Origin of the sequence: Lentzea kentuckyensis (genome assembly GCF_002150765.1) — a bacterium.
GTDB lineage: Bacteria > Actinomycetota > Actinomycetes > Mycobacteriales > Pseudonocardiaceae > Lentzea > Lentzea kentuckyensis.
This window is the reverse complement of sequence record NZ_MUYM01000040.1, coordinates 59,261-79,525: the sequence shown is the minus strand read 5'-3', so window position 1 is coordinate 79,525 and position 20,265 is coordinate 59,261. Positions and strand designations below refer to the sequence as shown.

Sequence of the window (20,265 nt, the reverse complement as noted above, 5' to 3'; positions counted from 1 at the left end):
GAATTAAAGTAGCGAACTGGGAGCCTCGTACAAACCCGCGAGAGCGTCGATCAGTCCGATCGCGGTCGCGTCCCAGATCGCCGCGCTGTCGTCGGGCAGATCCGCTTCCCGCCGGGCGCACATGTGCACCATCAGCACACGGGCCATCTCGTCGCGTTCGGCCCGCACAGCCGGCGGCAGATCGGGCAGGCACCGGTGCAGGCCGAGGGTGATCGTCCGCTGCAGCTCGGTCCTGCCCACGTCGAGGAGACCGAGCTCGCGCAGCTTCGGCTCGGTCATGAGCTGCGCCGCGAAACGGGCGTACCAGCTGTTCGAGCCGAGCGACGCCAGGTGGTCGGTGAACGGCCGCACGACGCAGGTCAGCCAGTCGCGCAGGCCGGTGCTGCCCGCCCGGCTCTCGAGCTGCTTCTCGCGGAGGATCTCCATCGGCTCGTTGTGGCGCAGGTAGATGGCGCGGAGGAGGTCGGCCTTGCTGCCGAAGTGGTAGCTGACCGCGGTGTTGTTGCCCAGGCCCGCTTCGTCGCTGATCTGCCGGTTCGAGACCGAGAAGACGCCGTGCTCGGCGAACATGCGTTCGGCCGTCTCGAGGATGCGTCGTCGCGTGCTTTCCGGCGTCCTGCTGCGGGTCATCCCAGGGAGGCTAGTCGGGTCGTCCGGGTGACGTCGGCTGCTGTGATCGAGGCGTCGAGCAGCTGGGCCGGGTGCACGACCGGGACACCCGCGTCGAGGAACCGCCGGATCTGCAGCAGGCAGCCGGCGTTCGCCGTCGCGACGTCGTCCGAGGCAGGCCGGTGGCGTGCCGAGGCCATCGTGGCCGCACTGGCGGGCCGGCCACCCAGGCCGTCCTCCGACGCGGCCGGGCCACAGCTCGTGCGACGCGGTTCGGCCTGACCTCACAGCTGCCCCGATCGCCGCAGCCACGAGAAGGCGAGCCATCCGAGGGGAATGCGGGACCAGAACGTGACGAGCCGGTAGAGCACCGCCGCCGCCAGGGCGACCGGCGCGTCGAGTCCCACCGCGACCAGCTGAGCCGTCAGGATCAGCTCGGCACTGCCTCCACCGCCGGGCAGCGGTACGACGGCGGCGAGCGTGCCACCCGCGACCACGAGCAGGAGATCGCCGAACGAGGCGGTGCCACCGAAGGCCTGGACCGCCGCACCCAGCGTCGCGGCGGTACCCAGTGTCACCAACAGGTTCCCCGCCACGGTGAGCGCCGCGCTCCCGGGACTGGCCAGTGCTCGCCGGGCGGCTTTCGGCGCGTCCGCGAGAACGGACCGCAGCCTGGCCGAGATCCGCCGTCCCGGTGCCGTACGCCGCAGCAACACCATGCCGATCGGCACCACCGCCACGACGATCGCGAGAACCGGACCGGAGACCGCCGACCGCGCCACGTCCGCCAACTGCCCGGACGACGCGAGACTCGGCACGGCCAGCGCCACCGTCACGAACGCGGCGACGATCTGGGTGGCCCCGACCGCACCGGCCGCACCAGCGGCGGAGACGCCGCGCCGGCACAGGAACCGGACGTTCATCGCCATCCCGCCGATGTTCGCGGGCGCCACCAGGTTGCCGAACGTCCCGGCCAGCTGCGCGGCCGCGGTGGGTCCCCACGGCAGCCGCATCGGCGCGACCGCGCGCAGGGTGATCACGTTGCCCAGCAACGGAACCAGGAAGGTCGCCAGCGCCACGGCCGTCCAGAGCGGATCGATCTGGCGCAGGACGCCTGCGATGTCCGCCTGCGCGGCGTACCTGACGAAGGCCACCACGGCCACCGCGACGGCCGCCGCCGCCACGAACCGGACCAGCACGTTCATCTGGTTGCGGCCGTCGGTGGCCGGAAGCCTTGCGATCATGTTCCCCATGCTTGCCGGGGAGCGCGCGGAAAACGTCGGCGCGAGGCGGTATCCGGCGTACGGCGTTCGCGGTACGCCGCCCCGCGCCGGGTTCCCGATCGCGCGCGGGTCAGCCGCGCAGGGGGAGCGAGGCCCGTACCTCGTACCAGCCGTCGGGACGCATTCCCGCGGTGCACCGCCCGCCCGCGGACTCCGCGCGTTCGCGCATCCCGATGAGACCGTGTCCGGTGCCGGCACCTCGGTGGCCGGGTGAGGCCGGGTTGACGGCGACGATCTCCAGCGCGTCGCCGGAGCAGGTGAGGGCGATGTCGACGCGGCGTTCGACGCCGTGCTTGCTCGCGTTGGTCAGCGCCTCCTGCACGATGCGGTAGGCGGCCAGGTCGACGGTGCCGGTCAGCTGGGGAACACCGTGCCGGGTCAGGTTGACCGTGTAGCCGGCCGCGCGGAACGAGTCGGCGAGCCGGCCGAGCTGGTCGAGACCCGGTGCGGGCTCCCGGCTCTGCGGCGAGTCGTCGTTGTGCCGCAACAGTCCTACCGTGGCCCGCAGCTCGTCGAGGGCGGCGCGGCTGGTCTGCTTGATGTCGGCCAGCGCCCGCCGTGCCTGGTCGGGATGCTGGTCCAGCAGGTGGTGGGCGACGCCTGCCTGGGCGTTCACCAGGGTGATGTGGTGGGCCACGACGTCGTGCAGGTCCTGGGCGATGCGGATGCGTTCCGCCTCCCGGGCCCGGTGCTGGGCTTCCCACAGCAGTGCGCGACGGTTGCGCGCCGACTCGCCGAGAGCGACGGCGATGATGACGTAGTTGGCGGGCAGCACGATGCGGACGTTGAACGAGTCCGGCGGCCAGATCACCGAGCTGGCGGTCAGCAGGATGATCGCGCCGGCGCCCGCGGTCCACGACGTGCGGCGGTCGGTGAGCCGCGTCAGGGTGTACAGGGCGACGATGCTCGGCGTGTCGATGATGACCGTGTGCGGCGCGAACACCGGCAGCGCGGTGCCGAGCACGATGGTCACCCACGTGACGGCCACCGGCTGGCGGTAGCGCACCAGCAGCGCGGCGCACGCGGCCAGGGTGACGGCCATCTGCCAGAACGTCGGCGCGGTGAAGTGGAAGCCGCCCCGGTAGGCCAGCTGGAACATGGCGATGTTGGCCACGAGCAACGCGGGCAGCGCGGCGTGCCACCACGGGGGCGCGGCCTCGGGCTCGTGCATCACGAAGATCCTCTCACCGCGTGCGAGGGGTGACGAGGCCGGTTTCGTAGGCGAACACGACCAGCTGGGCCCGGTCCCTGGCGCCGACCTTCATCATCGCGCGGTTGACGTGGGTCTTCGCGGTCGCCGCGCTGATCACCAGTTTTTCCGCGATCTCGGCGTTGGACAGGCCCGCGCCGGCCAGCGCGGTGATCTCCCGTTCGCGCGCGGTCAGTTCGCCGAGCTCGGCGCGCACGTCGACGGTGCGCGCGTCCGGCTGGGCGAGGAACCGGCCGATCAACGCGGTCGTCGCGGCGGGGGACAACAGCGACTCGCCCGCCGCCACCGTGCGGATGGCCTGGAGCAGGGCTTCCGGCTCGACGCCCTTGCCGAGGAACCCGCCGGCACCGGCCCGCAGTGCGGCGGCGACGAACTCGTCGGTCTCGAACGTGGTGAGGACGAGGATCCGCACTCCGGCGAGCCGCTCGTCCGAGGCGATGCGCCGGGTCGCCTCGATGCCGTCCACGACGGGCATGCGGATGTCCATCACGATCACGTCCGGCCGCGCCTCGACGGCCTGGTCCACCGCTTCCTGGCCGTTGGACGCCTCGGCGACGACCTCCAGGTCGGGGCAGGAGTCGATGAGCAGCCGGAAGGTCGCGCGCAGCAGGGCCTGGTCGTCGGCGAGCAGGACGCGAATGGTCAAAACAGGGCCTTTCCGCGGCAAGGAGGGATACGGCGATGATCTCACGCGAACGGCGTGGTGCCCGGTGGACACTCGTCCATCGGGCACCACGCAGCTGGTCAGAGTTCGCCGGTGAACTGCCGGTGCGAGGCCGGTACCGCGCCCACGAGGATGCGTTCGGTCGGGTCGGAAGGCGGCTCGGGATCAGCGGGGCCATCCACCGACAGGTGCGGCGTGACCTTCTCCGCCCAGCGCGGGTACGCCCAGTTCGACCGGCCGAGCAGGGTCATGACCGCGGGCACCAGCGTCAGCCTGATCACGAACGCGTCGACGACCACGGCGATCGCCAGTCCGATGCCGATCATGGACACGATGCGTTCACCGCTGAACCCGAACGAGGCGAACACGCACAGCATGATCGTGGCCGCGACGGCGATGACCCGTCCGGTCTCGACGACGCCCGTGCGGATCGAGTGCCGGTTGCGCCCGGTGCGCGTCCACTCCTCGTGCATCCGGCTGACCAGGAACACCTGGTAGTCCATGGACAGGCCGAACATGATGCCGACCACGAGCACCGGCACGAGGTACATCACCGGAGCCCCGGCGCCGACGCCCAGCAGCGCGATGCCCCAGCCGTTCTGGAAGATCGCGGTGACGGCGCCGAGCCCGACCGCGATGGTGGCGATGTTGCTCAACGCGCCGACCAGCGGCACCCGGATGCTGCGAAACGCCACGGCCAGCAACAGGAACCCGAGCACGGCGATGAGACCCAGGTACAGCGGAAGCTTGCTCATCAGGGCGTCGGCGACGTCCATGCTGCTCGCGGTCGCTCCACCGACGTAGGCCTGCACCCCGGAAGCGGGAATCACGTCCTCGCGCAGGTTCCTGACGAGATCCGCGGTCTGTTCGGCCTGCGACGAGGTGCCCGGTGTGATGGTCGCGGACCTGATCTGCTGACCGGGTTTGGCGGGCGCGGCGGTCACGTGGGCGACGTCCGGCACCGAGCCGAGCCGGTCCACCAGGGACTGGAACGCCTGCGCGGAGGCCTGGTCCGGCGTGCGCGCGACCAGCAGCACGGGGGAGTCGAACCCGGCGCCGAACGCGGTCGACATCAGCTCGTAGTGGGCGCGGGCCGGCGATCCGGCCGGTGCGCTGCTCGCGTCCGCGTTGCCCACCCGCATGCCGAACACGGGGGAGGCGAGCAGCACCGTCGCGGCGAGGGCGAGCCCGCCCGCGACCACCGGGAAACGCTGGACCACCGTTGCCCAACGGCTCGCCAGGGTGCGCTCGCCGGTGCGCTGCGGCACCGGGAACCGTCCGGCGGCGATGGCCTTGCGGTCCTTGCGGGACAGCACCCGGTAGCCGAGCATCCCGAGCAGCGCGGGCAGCAGGGTGATCGCGGCGGCGACGGTGAACGCGACGGTGACGGCCGCGGCCTGCGCCATGCCGGTGAGCAGGCCGAGGTTCACCACGAACATTCCCAGCAGGGCGACGATGACGGTGACACCGGCGAACACGACGGCGCGTCCCGAGGTGTTGACCGCCTGCGCGATCGCGTCGGGCACGGAGGTCCCGGCGAGCAACGCCTTGCGGTGCCGGTTGACGATGAACAACGCGTAGTCGATGCCGACGCCCAGACCGATGAGCGCGCCCATGGTGAGGCTGGTCGCGGCGAGGTCGACCACGTGCGAACCCACGACGACCAGCAGCAGTGACGCCACGACGCCGACCAGGCCGGTGATGATCGGCAGCACCGCGGCCCACACGGACCGGAAGAGCAGCAACAACAGCACCAGCGCGGCGAGGATGCCGATGGCCTCCGTGCCGTTCGAACCGCCGGGCTTCTCGGTGAACGCCTGCCCGCCGACCTCGACCTGGACGTCGTTCGCCCGCAACCGTTCCGCGGCCTGGACCACCGGTGCGGGGTCGGCACCCTTCTCCAGCGTCACCTGTGCGTAGGCGGTGTTCGCCTGCTCGTTCAGCTGATCCGCGTGCTCGTACGGGCTGACGACCTGCTTGACGCCGGGGATCTTGGCGATGCCGGTCAGCGCGGCGGTGAACTCGTCGCGGACCGGGCCCGAGCCGACGGCTTGGCCGGTGTGCCAGACGATCGTGCCGCGGGTGAGCGCGACCCCGGTCTTCCCGCCGGCCTCGGCCTGCAGGGCTGCCGCGGTCGCGGACTCGCTGTCGGGCATGTCCGCGGAGTCGGTGAACGCGGCTCCCAGGCCCAGCGCGAGGACCGCGAGCCCGACGAGCCCGACGAGCCATCCGCCGAGGACGGCGCCCCGCCACCGGTGACACCAACGTGCGAGAGAGTTCACGGCAGAGACCTTTCGAGGACTGGAACTGTTGCTGCCCAGCCTCGCGGTCGGCGGCCGTCCCGGCGTCAGCCTCGCGCGGTGATCCCGTGTACCGCGTTGGCGGTAGTCGTGCCGCTGTCTCCGCCTCGTGCGCCTCAGCGCGCGGGGCCCGTCGTCCGGCGAAGTGGGTGGTCCGGTCTCCGGACCACCCACCCGGCTCACTTGAGATAGCTGGAAAGCGGAATCTTCTGGTCGCGCAGTGCCTTGGCCACGACCCCGGCGATCTGCCTGGCTCCAGCGGCTTCGAAGTGCGTGTGGTCGTTGCAGAAGAAGGCACCGACCGGGCCCTTGGTGAAGTCGCCGTTGTTGGGGCAGAACTTGAGCGTGTTGTAGAGGGTGTAGCTCAGCTTGTGCAGGTCGATGACGGCCGCACCGGCGGCCCTGCCCGCGTCGAACGTCTCGGTCAGGAAGCCGCGAGTTCCCACGGCGGAGTTGCCGCTGCACTTGATGGCCGAGACGGGCGTGAGGAGGATCGGGGTGACGCCGCGGTCCTTGGCCGCCTTGGTCATCAGCGCGAGCAGTTCCTTGTACCGGGCGCGTCCCACGTGCCGCGGGCAGTCCGCGCTGCCGTCGTTGATGCCGAACTGGATCACCAGGTAGTCACCGGCCTTCATGCCGGTGGACGGGTTGAGCATGTTCTGCCAGCGCTGGTGGAAGGTCTTCGGGCTCACCACGCACTCGCCGGACGAGTCCTTGGTGTTCTTCACGTTGGACTCGTACAGCCAGGTCTGGATGCTCCGGCCGGACACCGCGCTGTTCACCACGGTGACGTCGTTGTTGAAGAGCTGGTCGAACTGGTTGCCCCAGCCGACCGGGCAACTGGACTTGGGCTCGGCCATCGTCGAGTCGCCGGCGAGCCAGACCTTCACGGCGGCGGCGCTGGCCGACGCGGTGGCCTCCTTGGCAGGGGCGCAGTCGGGCTTGTCGGCCGATGCGGGCCCGGCCACCGCCAGCAGCGGCAGGACGGTGAGCACGGCCAGGGTCAGAACGCGTTTCCTCACGGTTGTCTCCAGACGGCAGGGTGTGTCTGATGCGGACGGTTACGACTCGAACGCCCCGATGTCGGGCTTGCCCTGGTAGAGCGGCACTCCGGCGAAGTCACGACCGCCGGGGTCGTCGATCTGCGCGCCACGGCCGATGGCCGGTGAGCCGGTCCGCGGCTTCAGCGCGCCGGCGATGTCGAGGCGCGGACCCGACTCCGGGGTGCCGGTGCCCTGGCCGAGCGTCGCGGCGAACTGCGGATCGCCCTTGACCGCGCTGGTGTCGTCGCCGGGGACCGGCAGGGTGCCGCCGTAGAGGTTGTTGCGGTAGCGCACGGTCGGGCTGGTGGTGATCGCCGCGTTGGCCACGGTGGAGTAGATGATGTTGTTGGTGATGGTGTAGGTCGACTCAAGACTCTTGCCGTAGCCGTAGATCGCGTAGTTGCTGCGCGTGTTGTAGATCGTGTTGTTGTACACCGAGGCACGGGCTGCTTTGTCCGAGTGCAGGTAGATCTGGTACCGCGTGTTGCGGGCGATCACGTTGTAACGCAGGATGACGTCGCCGAAGGCGAACTGGCACAACAGGATGCCGTCACCGTTGTCGTGGGTGTAGTTGTACTGCACGACCTGCCGGGTCGTGGCCTTGTCCGGGTCGATGCCGTTGGAGTCGGCGCCGCCCGCGCGCGGCTTGGTCTCGGAGACCTCGTTGAACTGGATGGTCACGTCGTCGGCGAAGTAGGTCTCGATGCCGGACGTGCCGGTGCGGTTCACGACGTTGCGTTCGATGACGGCGTGGCGCACGTTCGTGATGTACATGCCGTTGCAGCCGTACTCGGTGTTCGGGTGGCTGATGTGGTTGCCGCGGATGACGACGTTGGTGTGCGGGGCGAACTTCGGGTCGTCCGCCTTGGTCCGGGTGCCCCAGCCGGTCGCGACGGCACCGGGCGCGTCGCCGGTGTACTGCTTGACGACGATGCCGGCGAACGAGGTGTTCGCGATGACCGAGTTCTGGACCGTGATGCCGTTCAACGTGGTCGGTGTGGCCGAGGGTGTGCCGATGTTGGCCACGCCGGCGTCGAAGACGATGCCACCGGTCCTCTTGGAACGGTCCCAGCCCATCTTGAACTTGATGCCGGGCTTGTCGCCCGCAGTGTCACCGCTGATCCAGTTCACTTCGCCGGTCACGTCGTGGACGCGCACGCCGTCCACGACGAAACCTTCGAGCTTCCCGCCCTTGTCGCCGCTGACGTGAATACCGCGCAGGTCCTTCAGGTTCTGACCGGGTGTGCCGGTGGCCGGCGCCTGGTTGGTCACCTCCAGGCCGCGGATGGTCCAGAACTGCTGGTTGAACAGGCGCACCGCGTCGGCGACCTGCCCGGCACCGTCGACGCGCGGAGCCGCGCCGGTGCCGTAGCGGTCGATCGTGATCGGTGCGGAGGCCGTGCCGGACCCCTTGGGCCACAGCTGACCCGTCCAGCGACTGCCCGCGCTCAACAGGATCCGGTCGCCCGGCTGGAAGGTCGTGCTGTTCACGCGAGCGAGGGAGCGCCAGGCGTGTCCGCTGTCGAGTCCGGACGCCGTGTCGCTGCCGCTCACGGAATCGACGTGGTAGGTGGTGGCCGCCAGTCGCCCTGGATCGGCATGGGCCGCCTGCGGCGTGATCGTGGTGAGCGCGATCACGATCGCAGCGCATCTCGTGAAACGTTTTAATCGCCGCATGGGTCGAGGCTATGAACGCGGCACAGCGCCGTCAACGCATTCCGCGTGGTGCGTTGCTGATTCGCCGAAATACCGTCGAATCGAGTCGAAACCGTTGGGCTGAACAGGTTTTCGGCGCGTGCACGATAGTCTGTTGTGGACAGACGACCCGATGCCCGACGGTGCACCGGGTCGTCCGCGGGGCTCGTCGCGCGCGACCCGGTGCATCGTGTGAGCGCTTATCGTGGCCAGACGATCGCGTTCGTGGGGATCTGGTCGCCGAGCTTCCGGAACGCCTGGACCGGAATCACGTACTGGTTGCGCAGGGAGGTCGCGACGAGCCGTGCGATCTCGATCGCGCCGGTGGCCTGGAAGTGCGTGTTGTCCTCGACCCCGTTGGGGTAGTTGGGATACTGGCCGGGCTTCAGGTGCATGAGGTACTTCTTGGTGCCTTCGACGCCCACGCGGTTGTACAGCGCCGTGCTCTGCGCGGTCAGGTCGATCAGCGGCACGTCCTTGGCTCGCGCGAGTTCGCGCATCGCCGCCGGGTACGCGCCGTGGGTCGGGGTGATCTTCCCCGAACTGTCGAACCGGCGCCGTTCCACGGAGGTGACCAGGACCGGCTTCGCGCCCTTGGCCCGGCTCTTGTCGATGTACTGCGAGAGGTAGGACTTGTAGGTCGTGGAGGGTTCGGTGTACCGCGCCGGGTCTTCCTTCTTCTCGTCGTTGTGCCCGAACGAGATGAGCAGGTAGTCGTCGCGCTTGATCCTGGACAGGATGCGGTCGAGCCGTCCCAGGTCGATGAAGCTCTTCGAACTGGCGCCGGACAGGGCCTCGTTCACCGCCACGGCGTTCGGCGTGAAGAACACCGGAAGTGCCTGCCCCCAACCGGCCCGGGGCGCCTCCGAGGTTCGATAGGTGGACGCGGTCGAGTCGCCCGCGATGAAGACCTGGACGGGGGTCGCCGCGGAGGCGCTCGTCCCGCTTGCGGCAATCGCGGTCACGACAACGCCGATGATGACTGCGGACAGGCGTTTCAGGCGCATGAGTGATCTTCTCTCGCGGTCGGGAGGCAGGGTCATCGCGGGTTCCAGCCGTCGGTGCCGGCCAGGTACTTCTGCGGGGTGTGGTCGGCGGCCTGGGACTCCGGCAGCTGGGGACGGTTGGCGTTCGTGCCGGCACCGGCGCCGGTGTTGCGGTACTCGAAGAACCGGGCCTTCTTCCACGAGTTGTCGCTCATGTCGATCCAGGGCTGGGAGGTCCTGATCGCGGCGGTCAGGGTGGACTCGCGGAAGAGCACCTGGCCCGCGGGGCGCCACGGCCGGCCGAGCTGGGTGGTGTTGCTGGTCGTGCTGGTGACGGTGCAGCGGTAGAAGAGCAGGCCGTACTTCCTGGTGGCCGGGGTGCTGGCGGCGGTGATCGGGCCGCCGGTCGTGCGCTTCTCGTGCACGCTGGTGCGTTCGAAGACCATGGTGCCGCCGCCGAAGATGAAGTCGACGGTGCCCTCGACGTAGGAGTCGGCCATGTAGGCGCGGGTGTTCTCGTTCACCAGCAACGTGTCCTGGTCGCCGAGCAGTCGGACGTTGCGGAACACGGCGCGGTCGGCGTTGAGGTGCAGCGCGAGCGCCTGGTTCCCCTCGGAGCCCGGCTTCTCGACGTAGTCGTTGGAGATGGTGAGGTTCGTGGCGCCGAAGTCGCGGCCGTCGACGAACATGCTGGCGCTGTTGAAGGTGCCGTGGGTGGTCGCGCTGTTGTTGAACACGACGACGGTCTGCGCCGGCGTGGAACCCAGGCCCTGCAACGTGATCGCGGTCTTGTTGGCGGGCACCCGCACGACCTCGCGGTAGGTGCCCGCCTTGATCGTGATCAGCGTGCGCGCGGAGCTGTTGGCCGGTGCCGCGTTGATCGCGGCCTGCACGGTGCGGTACTGGGCGGAGCCGTCGGCAGCCACCGTGAGCGTGGCCGCCGTGCCGACCGCCTGTGCGGCTGGAGCCAGGACCGCGCTCACCAGTGCCGCGGTGATCATGGTGGTGGTGCTCACGACTCTGCTGTTCACCATTGTGAACCTCTTCTCGTGGCGACGGTGTTTCGTCGGCGGCGAGTGCTTTCGTCCGGCGTGCAATGCCAGTGGATCGAATGCGAGAGCCGATGCTACCTCTTGCGGGAATGCTGGGAAGCGCTTTCCAGTTGTTCGACGTTCGAATCGATCGTCGAACAGGTTCTGGTCAGAACCGCCATGAGCAAACCGCGCGGCGACCCGTGAGGTTTGACTGTAACGCTGATTTTGGAACTTGTCCCAAGTGGACTCTTCGGTTTTCGGATACGGTTGGCTCGCCGGATGCGGTTTCCGGACAACGAAGCAGACCTGATCGCAAGGAGTTCCTCGTGGCCACCGGCAGGATCCTGACCATCGTGACGAACGCGGGCGAGTACGAGGCGGTCGGCTACCGCACCGGCCTGTGGCTGGGGGAGCTCACCCACTTCTACGACCACGTCACCGAGAACGGCTTCACCGTCGATCTCGCGAGTCCTCGGGGCGGGTACGTGCCGATCGACCCGGAAAGCCTCAGCCACACCATGCTCGCCGAACTCGGGACCGATCGGCGCTACCGGGACCGCGAGTTCATGGACCTGCTCAGGGACACGAGGAAGGCGGCCGACGTCGAGGTCGAGGAGTACGACGCGATCTACTTCACCGGGGGCCACGGGGTGATGTTCGACTTCCGCGCCGACGACCTCGGGACGTTGACGGCGAAGTTCCACGACAGCGGCCGGATCGTCTGCTCGGTGTGCCACGGCGGGGCCGGCCTGCTCAACGTGCCTCTGAGCAACGGCGACCCGTTGGTCAGGGGCAGGAACGTCACCGGCTTCTCGTGGCGGGAGGAAGAACTCGCCCAGCGTGCCGACGCGGTGCCGTTCAGCCTGCAGGACGAGCTGACGGCGCTCGGCGCGCACTACAGCATCGCCGCCGCACCGTTCGAGTCCTATGTGGTCGAGGACGGTCGCCTGATCACCGGCCAGAACCCCGGCAGCGCCCGCGCGGTGGCCGAAGCCCTCGTCAAGGCCCTGCGCGCGTAATCAGCCCGCTGTTGGCCGCCGGCACTTATACGTTGAAGCTGACCGTGTCCGGATCGCACGGCAACTGGACCGACAAGGCGGGGAACGTCTACGGAAGCACGGACAACTACGTGGCGGTGGACCCGGCCGTGATCAGGTAGCCGCTCTTCAGATCATCGCGGCGGTGAGCACCGGAACGTAGAAGCCGATGCCGGCCAGGTTGGGATGGGTGCCCGTGCCATCGGATCCCGGGTAGCCGTTGACGGTGCCGTCGAAGGTGTAGGCCACCCGCTGGCTGTCGATGCGGGTGTCGATCGTGGCGTCGTTGAAGACGTCCGCGATCGTCACCCCCAGCTCGGCGCAGATCTGCCGAGTCACCTCGCGGATGGCGAGCTGGGTGTTCCAGTCGCGGGAGCCGAGCTTGTGGACGGCGACGTACACGATCCGCGCGGCCGGCCATTTTGCCCGCATGGCCCGGACCGTGGACTCGAACGCGCTCGCGAAGGCGGACCTGTCGAAGGTGTCCGGGTAGGCGTCGTTGGTGCCGCCGTCGAACACCACGTAGTCAGGCACCTGTGCGGAGGCGTTGCGCACCTGGTTGAGGATCTGGTTGCCGCCAGGGGTGATCGTCGCGCCGTTCACGGCGTACTTGGTCAGGGTCATGGCCTCGCGTTCGGCCGTGAGGTCGGCGAAGCCGCGTGGATAGGTGTGGCCGGCGACGATGCTGTCGCCGAACGCGTACATCGTCTTGCCCCGCAGGCTCCCGTTCGCGGCTTTCGCCGGGGCGCTGAGGCGGACGTTGTCGATCGACTGCACGCCGGATCCGTAGTAGTTGCAGGCAACCAGTTTCGCGAGGTTGGTGCCGCTGATGTTCGCCGTTCCGGAGGCCATGACCCGCGCGGCGGTCTCCTTGGTGGAGATCAGGTACTGCGCCCGCCGCAGGGTGAAGTCCAGGTGCAGGTTCACCGTGTACCACTTGGAACGGTCGAAGGAGAGCTTGGTCCAGGCCGGGTTGAGCGAATCAGGGGCCGACGTCGAGTCGGACACGGGCCCGGTCGCTCCGTAGCGGAGCTCGGTGGCGGTGCCGGCGAGCGAGAAGACCAGGTTGCCCTGGCTGTCCCGCAGTTCGACACCCGTTTTGTTCCCGCTGGTGGCGACCGCGGTCTTCCAGTCGAACGTCAGGTCGAGGGTGCGTTCTCCCACGACGTTCGCGTCGAACCTCTTCACCGAGGTCGTGTAGTTGCCCATCCCTCTGGTGACGTTCAGCAGCCCGTTGGTCACCGCGGCTCCGGTGGGAAAGCCGAAGTTCGCCGGGGATGTCTGCGCGCTGAACGTCTCGTCGATGAGAACTCCGGCCGCCTTCGCCCCGGGAGCGCCAGCGGCCACCACCGCCGCCACGAGGACGGCGACGGCCGTGGGCCGGAGAAGTCGGCTGGTCGGCCGAGGGGTGGAATGCATGGTTCCCCTGCCCATCTTGTTCCAGACCCAGCGGCGCTGCCCGGCCGGGGCTCATCGGGTCTTCTTGACTTTGGCCAGAACGTGCTTGTGGAGGGGAGCTTTCACAAACCAGGCGTGCTGTCAGCAGGTGGAGTTGGTCTGGGTCAGCAGGCCGAGCCGCCACGGCAGCAGGTTGTAGGGGTCGGTCGCGCCTGGGTCCTTGCCCTGGTACAGGTACCGCAGCTTGCACGGGTTGAGCAGCATCTTCTGGTCGACGCCCGCGCGGATCGCTTCACCGTGGCTGATGTCCTTGGACCACGTGGTGCCGGTGACGTTGGCGGCGCCGGCGAACGGCTTGGCCTCGGTGTCGGCGAGCGCGGTCCACGGGCCGGTGATCGCCGGTGCGGTCCACGACCGGAAGTAGCGGCGGCCGCCGGTGCCGATCGCCTCGACGATCAGCAGGTAGGTGTTGCTCGTCGTGAGCTTGTAGACGTTGGCCGCCTCCCACAGCGGATACCTGGCGGGATCCGCCATGGCGATCACGGTGTCGCCGACGCCGTTGGGGAAGTTCGCCACCGTGGTCTCGGACCGGTAGAGGTGGCCGTTGTCGTCGGAGGAGAACAGGTAGCACTTCGCGTTGTCGCAGATCACCCAGAAGTCGACCCAGTAGCCCTTGCCGATGTTGTCCTTGATGATCTGCGGCATGCCGCCGGCGTAGAAGTTCTTCGGCGTGCTCCACGACTGGGGGTTGGCGATGTCGGTCGTGGTGGAGTACGTGGCGTTGTTCCCGGTTTGGTAGACCAGGTACCACTTGCGCTGCGGGGCGAAGTAGAAGACGTGCGGTGCGGCCTTGTACCCGGCGCCGATGGCGGTCTGGTCGAGGTAGTACTGCTTGGCGTTGGCGGCCTGCGACCAGTCGGTGAAGTTCAGGTAGACCATGTTGTAGGAGCCGTTTTGGTTCGTGGTGCTCGCGAACACGTGCCAGCGGCCGTTGGCGTACACGACCGACGGGTCCTTGATGCCGCGGATGTTGTGCGTGGCGTCGGATTTGGGCGCGATGAGCTGGCCGCTGGACCGCCACTGGAAGCTCGACGGCGGTTCGGCGGCCTGCGCGGCCGGCTGCTGGGCGAGGAACATGCTCGCCAGCAGGCCCGCGCACGCGATGAAGGCTTTGGCGGTGAAGGCGCCGCCGACAGTCCCGCGCCGGACGTGCGTGACAGCAGGAGGTCGAGGATCTCGCGCTGCTTCGCCTGCTGATGTGCGCGCACCGTCCACTGTGGCCGTTGTGGCTGCCGCGGCGGAGGGCGACGCGGCGACGGGCAGACCGAGCCCGAGAAGGGCGGCGGTGACCCGCCGCAGGGCTGGCTTGGTGCGAGCCATCGTTCCTCCTGAACAGCTGCAAGATCCGCGCAGGGACGTGGACCCCAACGATCCGCGCGCACGGCAATCGCTTGAATTCGGAAGGCAGTGGCGGCAGGTGGAACGATAACTTCTCCGTGCTCGCTCCGGCCCGGCCGGAGCGGAGATGTCAAAGACTGTCAAAGAGTTCGTCGAACCGATCGACCAGCCGGAGCGTCGAAGCCGCCGAAAACGGATGGTCGACAGCCTCCCGCCCGGTCATCCTGACCCAATGGGAGACAGAGCCAACGTCATCGTGGTCCGCGAGAACGGCACACATGAGCTGTACCGAACGGGCTGGGCGGTCGGAATCGACCTCGACCTGCTGGAAGGGCCGACGCCGGTTCTCGCCATGCTTCCCGGACTCCGCCAAGACGGCTCGTGGTTGGACGACACCATGGCCCAGGGCGGGATACTGCTCGACCTCGGCCGGAAAGTGCTCCTGTTCTTCGCCTGGGAGGGGCCCAGCACTGAGCTCCGCCACCGCGCGGCCATGTTCGAGCTGATCCGAGCCGCGTGGCCGGGCTGGGAGGTCCGCTGGCTGTACGACGGCGCGGCCGAACTGCGTGAGTACGTCGGGCTGGACCCGGAGTACGTCCGCTGCCGCGATTCGGACCCCTCCTTGGCCCCGTTCCTCGCCCCCGACGACGAGGACCTGGCCGGGCCCGACCCGGGCGGTGTGGTGATCACGGTAGGCGCCGGCCGCTGTCACATCGCCTCTGGCGCCTTCGACCACCCTGTCCGCGAGGGCGTCGCCCTGCTCGACCGCCTGGCGAACGCCCCTGGGCACGGGAGCTGCCACCTGCACGTCAACGCCGGCATCCACCTCGACCCGGAACGCCGACATCTGGGCTGGTGGTCTCTCTACTCCTCGCCACAGGCCTACCAGGTACCGGAGTTGTGGCCAGGCTGGACTGTGGAGTTCTGGCAGGACGACTGGGAACGACACGTCAGAGCCAGCGACCGCTTCTCTCCGGCGGCGTTCGACGCCGGAGAGAAAGCCAGAGCCGCGGTGCTCGCCGAGGCCGGGGAGCGCCGGGCTGTCCGGGCCCGCAACCGCGGCCAGATCACCCGAGACGTTTCAGCGCCCGGCTGAGGCAACCTTGCTTAGGTGACGCACGAGAGCACGTTCGCGGCCGCGGTACGGCAGCGGCTCGACGGCATCAAAGCCGGCGACCGGGGCCAGTGGCGCGAGTTCTGACCCCCGTTCTTGTGGTGTGCAACAAGATGCGAGCGGTATCCCGTTGTTCGCAACGAGGGTCTACAGGCGGGTCCGCGCCCACCGGGACAGCGCGCGCCGATTCGGGAGTCGCAGCTTGCGCAGGACTGCTGCGGCGTGGGTCTCCACCGTGCGACCGGAGATCGACAGGCGTTCGCCGACCTCGCGGTAGGTGTACCCCGCGGCGACCAGCCGCAGCACGTCCCGTTCCCGGGGCGTGAGCTGGTCGAGGTCTGGGTCGCCGCGGAACGCGTCCAGCACGAACCCGGCCAGGTGCGGCGAGAAGCACGCGTCGCCCTCGTGGACCTGGTGGACCGCGGCCCGCAGGTCGGAGCCGGTGATCGCCTTCGTCACGTACCCCCGCGCACCCGCGCGGATCACCCCGATCACGTCCTGCGCGGCGTCCGACACCGACAGCGCGAGGAACCGCACGGCCGGAAACGCGGGCACGGCGGCTTCCAGCACCGCCCGCCCGCCACCGCCGGGCAGGTGCACGTCGAGCAGCACCACGTCCGGGACCAGCGCCTGGATGGCGGCCAGCGCGGACGCCACGTCCTCGGCCTCGCCCACCACGTCCAGGCCATCGCCCAGTTCCGTCCGCACGCCGGACCGGACCAGGGCGTGGTCGTCCACCACCAGGACGCGGATCACTTGCGCCCCAAGGGCATCCGCAGTTCGACCTCGGTGCCCCCGCCGAGCGCGGTGCGGATGGTCGCGTTGCCGCCCTCGTGGCGCATCCGCCGTTCGATCGAGTCGGCGATGCCGCGCCGGTTCGCCCCGCTGTGGACGGCCGGGTCGAAGCCGCGGCCGCGGTCGCGGACCAATGCGAACACCTCGGACTCACTGACCTCGGCGAACACCGACACCCGTCCCACCCCGCCGTGCTTCGCGGCGTTCGTCAGCGCTTCCCGCACCGCGCCGACGACCGCGCGCGACCGGGTGTCCATCGCGCAGGTGCCGACGGACACCAGTTCCACGACCACGTCGAACGTGTCCTCCACGACCTCGGCCGTCGCGGTCACAGCGGCGGAGAAGTCGTTGCCCGCCAACGGCTGCCGGCCGTACAGCCATGTCCGCAGATCTCGCTCGGTGCCGCGGGCCAGCCTGCGGACCTCGGTCGAGTCGGCCTGCTTCTGGATCAGCGTCAACGCCTGAAGCACCGAGTCGTGCAGGTGCGCCGCCAGGTCCGCGCGCTCCTCGGCGCGGGCCCTGGCGGCGCGTTCCCTGGCGAGCATCCGGGTGGTGAGGAACAGCCACGGGAACACCGCCGCTCCGACCAGCGCCACCGCGCCCGCGACGAGCACGGACAGCATCACCGCGGGCGACGCCAGTTCCTCGCGGTAGCGCAGTCCCGTTGCGATCACGATCCCGCCGACCGCGATCGCCACCGCGCTCGCCACCACCACCCGGAACAGCCCGCCCGCCTCCGGGTCGTCGCGCAGCTTGCGGTGCACGAGCGCCACCCACGGCCCGACGGCGAGCGCGACCACCACCAGCATGATCACGACCACGGCGGGAAGGGGAGGCCGCGACGTGTGGACGATCGCCCACAGCAGCCCGCCGAAACCCAGCAGGCCCAAGCATCCCAGCACGACCAAGCCGCGCGACCCCATGCGCATTCCCCGATGCTAGGACGTGCGGAACACGTCGCGGGCCAGGTCGCGGCGGGGGATGTCGGTGTTCAGCGCGATCAGGTCGCCGAGCTGGTGCCGGTAGTCGATGCCGAACCGCTGCTTCACCACCGCCAGCACGGGGTCGTTGCCCAGGTAGAACCGGTCGCCGTCGCGCATGGCCTCGAACTGCTTCTTCCAGATGGCCAGTTGGAGTTCGCCGAACTCCGTGCCCGGCACGTGCGGCTCCGCGACCATCCCGACGAACGCGTCCAGCCCCGAAACGTCCCCGTACAGGACCTTCAACCGGGCCGCGACGCTCGTACGCCGCACACCGGGCCGCACGAAGTCGATGCTGTCCGGGTCGTCGATCTCCGCGCCGGGCGTCAGTTCCGGATCGACCGGGAACGCTTCGGTGGACTCTCCGGTGACGGCCTGGAACGAGCCCCGGGGCGCCAGCCCGTACGCCTTCCGCAACTCGTTGTACGACGGGATCCCGTGGTCGCGCCCGCGTTCCACGTCGATCGCGGCGATGTCGAAGATCACCGTCGGGCAGTTCGGCTCACACCCCGTCGGCGTCAGGGCCAGGCTGCGCACCACGTCGTCGATCTGCTCGTCGTTGCGCGACTGCGCCTGCGAGCCGAGCCCCTGCAGCAGCGGCCCGAGTTGCACCTCGCCCACCAGTTCGGGCCGGAACGCCCCGAGCGCGGGCGGGATGGTGATCTCGACCCGGTTCCCGCGTGGCACGACCTGAGCGCCCTTGGCCCGCAGCGCGTCGAGCTGCTGCGGGGTGTACCGGGAGGCGGCGGTGGTCACCAGGACGTTGCCCCGCAGCATGCTGTGCGCCCGGTAGCCGACGGTCGCGAACTCGTTCGACAGGGTCGCGTCCACCGACGGGTCGTAGCCCCGGTAGGGCGACAGCCGAACGCCCATTGCGGGCAGGAACTCGGTGTAGGTGATGTACTGCTGGGTCGCGATCACGACCCGCCGGGCCAGCTGGAACCGCTGTTCCTCGGGCAGCCACGACGGCAGCAGCGACACGATCCGGTTGTGCTCGCGGGCGAACAGCGTCTGCACGGCCGTGAGCGACACGTTCTCGTTGCCCCGGTCGTCACCCGTCACGACGGCCCGCGCCCCCATCCCGATCGGGTCGTCGACACCCGGCGCGGTGCTGATGTCGCCGCGCGCGTCCCGCCGCGGCAGCAGGTCGTTCGGCATCAGCAGCTTCGCCCCGTCGCGCATCCACGTCAACCGGTCGGGTTTCGTCCCGTACACCGCTTCCGCGTCCAGGTAGGAGTTCAGCCTGTTCGGCTGCTCCCGCGGTGTCGTGACGCCGGTCCCCGGCGCCGCCGCGCTGCGCCCGAACGGCACGGACGGGAGGTCGCTGTGGAAGTCCTCCATCGGCGCGCCGTTGACGAACGGGATGTCCACCTGCGGCCCACCGCCCACCCGCAGCCCGAACGAGTGGTCGAGGAACTGCCCCCACGCCGTTCCCCACTGGCTGACCCGCGCCGACGGTTGCGTCACGCCACCGTCGGCGAACACCCGGTTGCTCAGGTACCGCGGGCTCGGCCCCGTCACGGGCTGCCCGATCCCGTCCGCGTAGTGCGCGGGAGCCACCCGTGAGTAGTTGGCCCCCGCCACCCCCCACTCCGGGTGCACCCGGTTGTTCCCCGTCCCGTCGAGGCTCTGCACCTCGAACGCGATCCGCGCCTGAGCCGTGCCGGTCAGCAACGACGACCCCGCCACGACCGCCAGCACGACCGCCAGTGATCTCCTGTGTCCCATGGGGTTCATGCTCGACAGGACCACCGGTCCACACATCCGTAGACGGCCCGCGCCGACCCCTTAGCCCAAATGGTCCCGGACCTTCAGGTGCGCAGCATGAAGACGTCGATCGCGTCCTCGGTGACGACGGTGAACCCGTGCCGTTCGTAAAGCCGCCGGGCCGGGCTGCCTTGCAGCACGTTGACCCGGACGGTGAGGCGCTCACGATCGCATCGTTCGAGCAGTTCGCCGAGCACGGCCGAGCCGATTCCCCGGCCTTGCAGCTCCGGGGCCAGGTAGAAGTGCTCCAGCCAGTGCCCGTCGTCGGCCGGCCGGAGCGCGATGCAGCCCGCGAAGGCGCCCGCCACCTCGAGCACCGAGGTGTGCTCCGCCACGAACTCGTCGCGAAGCCGCTGCCGCACACGCTGCTCGTCGTAGCGGCCGAGTCGTGAGAGGTCCGGACGCAGCACCACGGCGCGCAGGTCCGCGATCTGATCGACGTCGTCGGGCTGGGCGGGGCGCGTCTTCCACGCTGATCCTTGCGGCAGCGGTTTGACCCACCGTGACCACTCGGGCTGTGGCGCGTACCCGTGCGCCTTCCACGCGCTGTGTGCGAGCTCGTTGTCGTCGAGGACCATCGCGTCCGCTCGGGTTCCGCCGAGGTCGGCGAAGCGTTGTTCGGCCGCCTCGATGAGGATCCTGCCGATTCCCAGCCGGCGGCGCCGCGGTGCGACGGCGAGGCGGTAGATGTGGCAACGCCACCCGTCCCAGCCGGCGATGATCGTGCCGACGATCTCGGTCTCGTCGAGGGCGAGGATGAGTGCGTCGGGGTCGCGGCGGATGAGGGCTTCCACCGCCTTGGCGCTGTCAGCCGGCCGGTGCGCGTCTTCTGCGGCGTTCTGCCAAAAGGCGAGGACAGCGGGGACATCCGTGGTGGTCGCGGGGCGAAGCACGATCTTGGACACGGCCTGAGGTTACTGAACCGACGGGGTTTGCTCGGGCGTGCTAACTT

Annotated in this window: 18 protein-coding genes; 2 read left to right on the top strand and 16 right to left on the bottom strand. The window is 69.3% G+C overall.

Annotated elements, in window-relative coordinates; translation table 11 throughout:
- Positions 1 to 3: 3 nt before the first annotated feature.
- The 10 genes from B0F77_RS20575 to B0F77_RS20530 form a co-directional block, all read right to left on the bottom strand.
- The gene (locus tag B0F77_RS20575; protein WP_086664556.1) at positions 4 to 630 is read right to left on the bottom strand and encodes a TetR/AcrR family transcriptional regulator; all 627 of its coding nucleotides are present in this window, start codon (positions 628 to 630) and stop codon (positions 4 to 6) included.
- A complete protein-coding gene (locus B0F77_RS20570; RefSeq protein WP_086664555.1) occupies positions 627 to 809 on the bottom strand; it encodes a hypothetical protein in 183 nt (60 codons plus the stop codon). Before B0F77_RS20570 ends, B0F77_RS20575 begins: the two co-directional genes overlap by 4 nt.
- An 84-nt stretch (positions 810 to 893) precedes the next feature.
- On the bottom strand, positions 894 to 1,853 hold the full coding sequence (locus B0F77_RS20565) for a lysylphosphatidylglycerol synthase transmembrane domain-containing protein (protein WP_158102776.1): 960 nt from the start codon (positions 1,851 to 1,853) through the stop codon (positions 894 to 896).
- A 109-nt stretch (positions 1,854 to 1,962) separates the two neighbouring features.
- Positions 1,963 to 3,063 carry a sensor histidine kinase gene (locus B0F77_RS20560; protein ID WP_086664553.1) on the bottom strand — a complete coding sequence of 367 codons (1,101 nt, stop codon included), beginning with the start codon at positions 3,061 to 3,063 and terminating at the stop codon, positions 1,963 to 1,965.
- Between the two features lie 13 nt (positions 3,064 to 3,076).
- On the bottom strand, positions 3,077 to 3,748 hold the full coding sequence (locus B0F77_RS20555; protein WP_086664552.1) for a response regulator: 672 nt from the start codon (positions 3,746 to 3,748) through the stop codon (positions 3,077 to 3,079).
- Positions 3,749 to 3,846: 98 nt separating this feature from the next.
- Entirely contained in the window at positions 3,847 to 6,048 is a 2,202-nt protein-coding gene (locus B0F77_RS20550; protein ID WP_086664551.1) for an MMPL family transporter, read from the bottom strand.
- Positions 6,049 to 6,245: 197 nt separating this feature from the next.
- A complete protein-coding gene (locus tag B0F77_RS20545) occupies positions 6,246 to 7,088 on the bottom strand; it encodes an SGNH/GDSL hydrolase family protein (protein ID WP_211293898.1) in 843 nt (280 codons plus the stop codon).
- A 39-nt stretch (positions 7,089 to 7,127) separates the two neighbouring features.
- Positions 7,128 to 8,747 carry a right-handed parallel beta-helix repeat-containing protein gene (locus B0F77_RS20540; protein WP_245848458.1) on the bottom strand — a complete coding sequence of 540 codons (1,620 nt, stop codon included), beginning with the start codon at positions 8,745 to 8,747 and terminating at the stop codon, positions 7,128 to 7,130.
- Between the two features lie 257 nt (positions 8,748 to 9,004).
- Positions 9,005 to 9,811 carry a rhamnogalacturonan acetylesterase gene (locus B0F77_RS20535; RefSeq protein ID WP_245848456.1) on the bottom strand — a complete coding sequence of 269 codons (807 nt, stop codon included), beginning with the start codon at positions 9,809 to 9,811 and terminating at the stop codon, positions 9,005 to 9,007.
- 32 nt (positions 9,812 to 9,843) lie between these two features.
- Positions 9,844 to 10,806, bottom strand: coding sequence for a pectinesterase family protein (locus B0F77_RS20530; RefSeq protein WP_211293897.1), 963 nt, complete (start codon positions 10,804 to 10,806; stop codon positions 9,844 to 9,846).
- A gap of 344 nt (positions 10,807 to 11,150) precedes the next feature.
- On the opposite strand from B0F77_RS20530, the gene B0F77_RS20525 reads away from it, so the two are divergent.
- Complete coding sequence (locus tag B0F77_RS20525; RefSeq protein WP_211293896.1) at positions 11,151 to 11,843, top strand: type 1 glutamine amidotransferase domain-containing protein; 693 nt, start codon at positions 11,151 to 11,153, stop codon at positions 11,841 to 11,843.
- A gap of 147 nt (positions 11,844 to 11,990) precedes the next feature.
- Here B0F77_RS20525 and B0F77_RS20520 read toward each other — a convergent pair whose 3' ends face one another.
- Together B0F77_RS20520 and B0F77_RS20515 are read right to left on the bottom strand one after the other, a co-directional pair.
- On the bottom strand, positions 11,991 to 13,280 hold the full coding sequence (locus tag B0F77_RS20520; protein WP_158102775.1) for an SGNH/GDSL hydrolase family protein: 1,290 nt from the start codon (positions 13,278 to 13,280) through the stop codon (positions 11,991 to 11,993).
- A gap of 120 nt (positions 13,281 to 13,400) precedes the next feature.
- Positions 13,401 to 14,639 (bottom strand): glycoside hydrolase family 62 protein, encoded by a 1,239-nt coding sequence (locus B0F77_RS20515; RefSeq protein WP_086664545.1) that lies wholly within the window; start codon positions 14,637 to 14,639, stop codon positions 13,401 to 13,403.
- Between the two features lie 250 nt (positions 14,640 to 14,889).
- Between B0F77_RS20515 and B0F77_RS20510 the strand changes: the two genes are divergently transcribed.
- On the top strand, positions 14,890 to 15,753 hold the full coding sequence (locus B0F77_RS20510) for a hypothetical protein (RefSeq protein WP_086664544.1): 864 nt from the start codon (positions 14,890 to 14,892) through the stop codon (positions 15,751 to 15,753).
- A gap of 165 nt (positions 15,754 to 15,918) precedes the next feature.
- Here B0F77_RS20510 and B0F77_RS20505 read toward each other — a convergent pair whose 3' ends face one another.
- The 4 genes from B0F77_RS20505 to B0F77_RS49900 all read right to left on the bottom strand — a co-directional run bounded on the left by B0F77_RS20505 (position 15,919) and on the right by B0F77_RS49900 (position 20,218).
- Complete coding sequence (locus B0F77_RS20505) at positions 15,919 to 16,524, bottom strand: response regulator (RefSeq protein WP_211293903.1); 606 nt, start codon at positions 16,522 to 16,524, stop codon at positions 15,919 to 15,921.
- A complete protein-coding gene (locus tag B0F77_RS20500) occupies positions 16,524 to 17,495 on the bottom strand; it encodes a sensor histidine kinase (RefSeq protein ID WP_158102774.1) in 972 nt (323 codons plus the stop codon). The genes B0F77_RS20505 and B0F77_RS20500 overlap by 1 nt, the downstream gene beginning before the upstream one ends.
- A gap of 9 nt (positions 17,496 to 17,504) precedes the next feature.
- Complete coding sequence (locus tag B0F77_RS20495; protein WP_158102773.1) at positions 17,505 to 19,274, bottom strand: peroxidase family protein; 1,770 nt, start codon at positions 19,272 to 19,274, stop codon at positions 17,505 to 17,507.
- A gap of 83 nt (positions 19,275 to 19,357) precedes the next feature.
- The gene (locus B0F77_RS49900; protein WP_245848454.1) at positions 19,358 to 20,218 is read right to left on the bottom strand and encodes a GNAT family N-acetyltransferase; all 861 of its coding nucleotides are present in this window, start codon (positions 20,216 to 20,218) and stop codon (positions 19,358 to 19,360) included.
- Between the last annotated feature and the right edge of the window lie 47 nt (positions 20,219 to 20,265).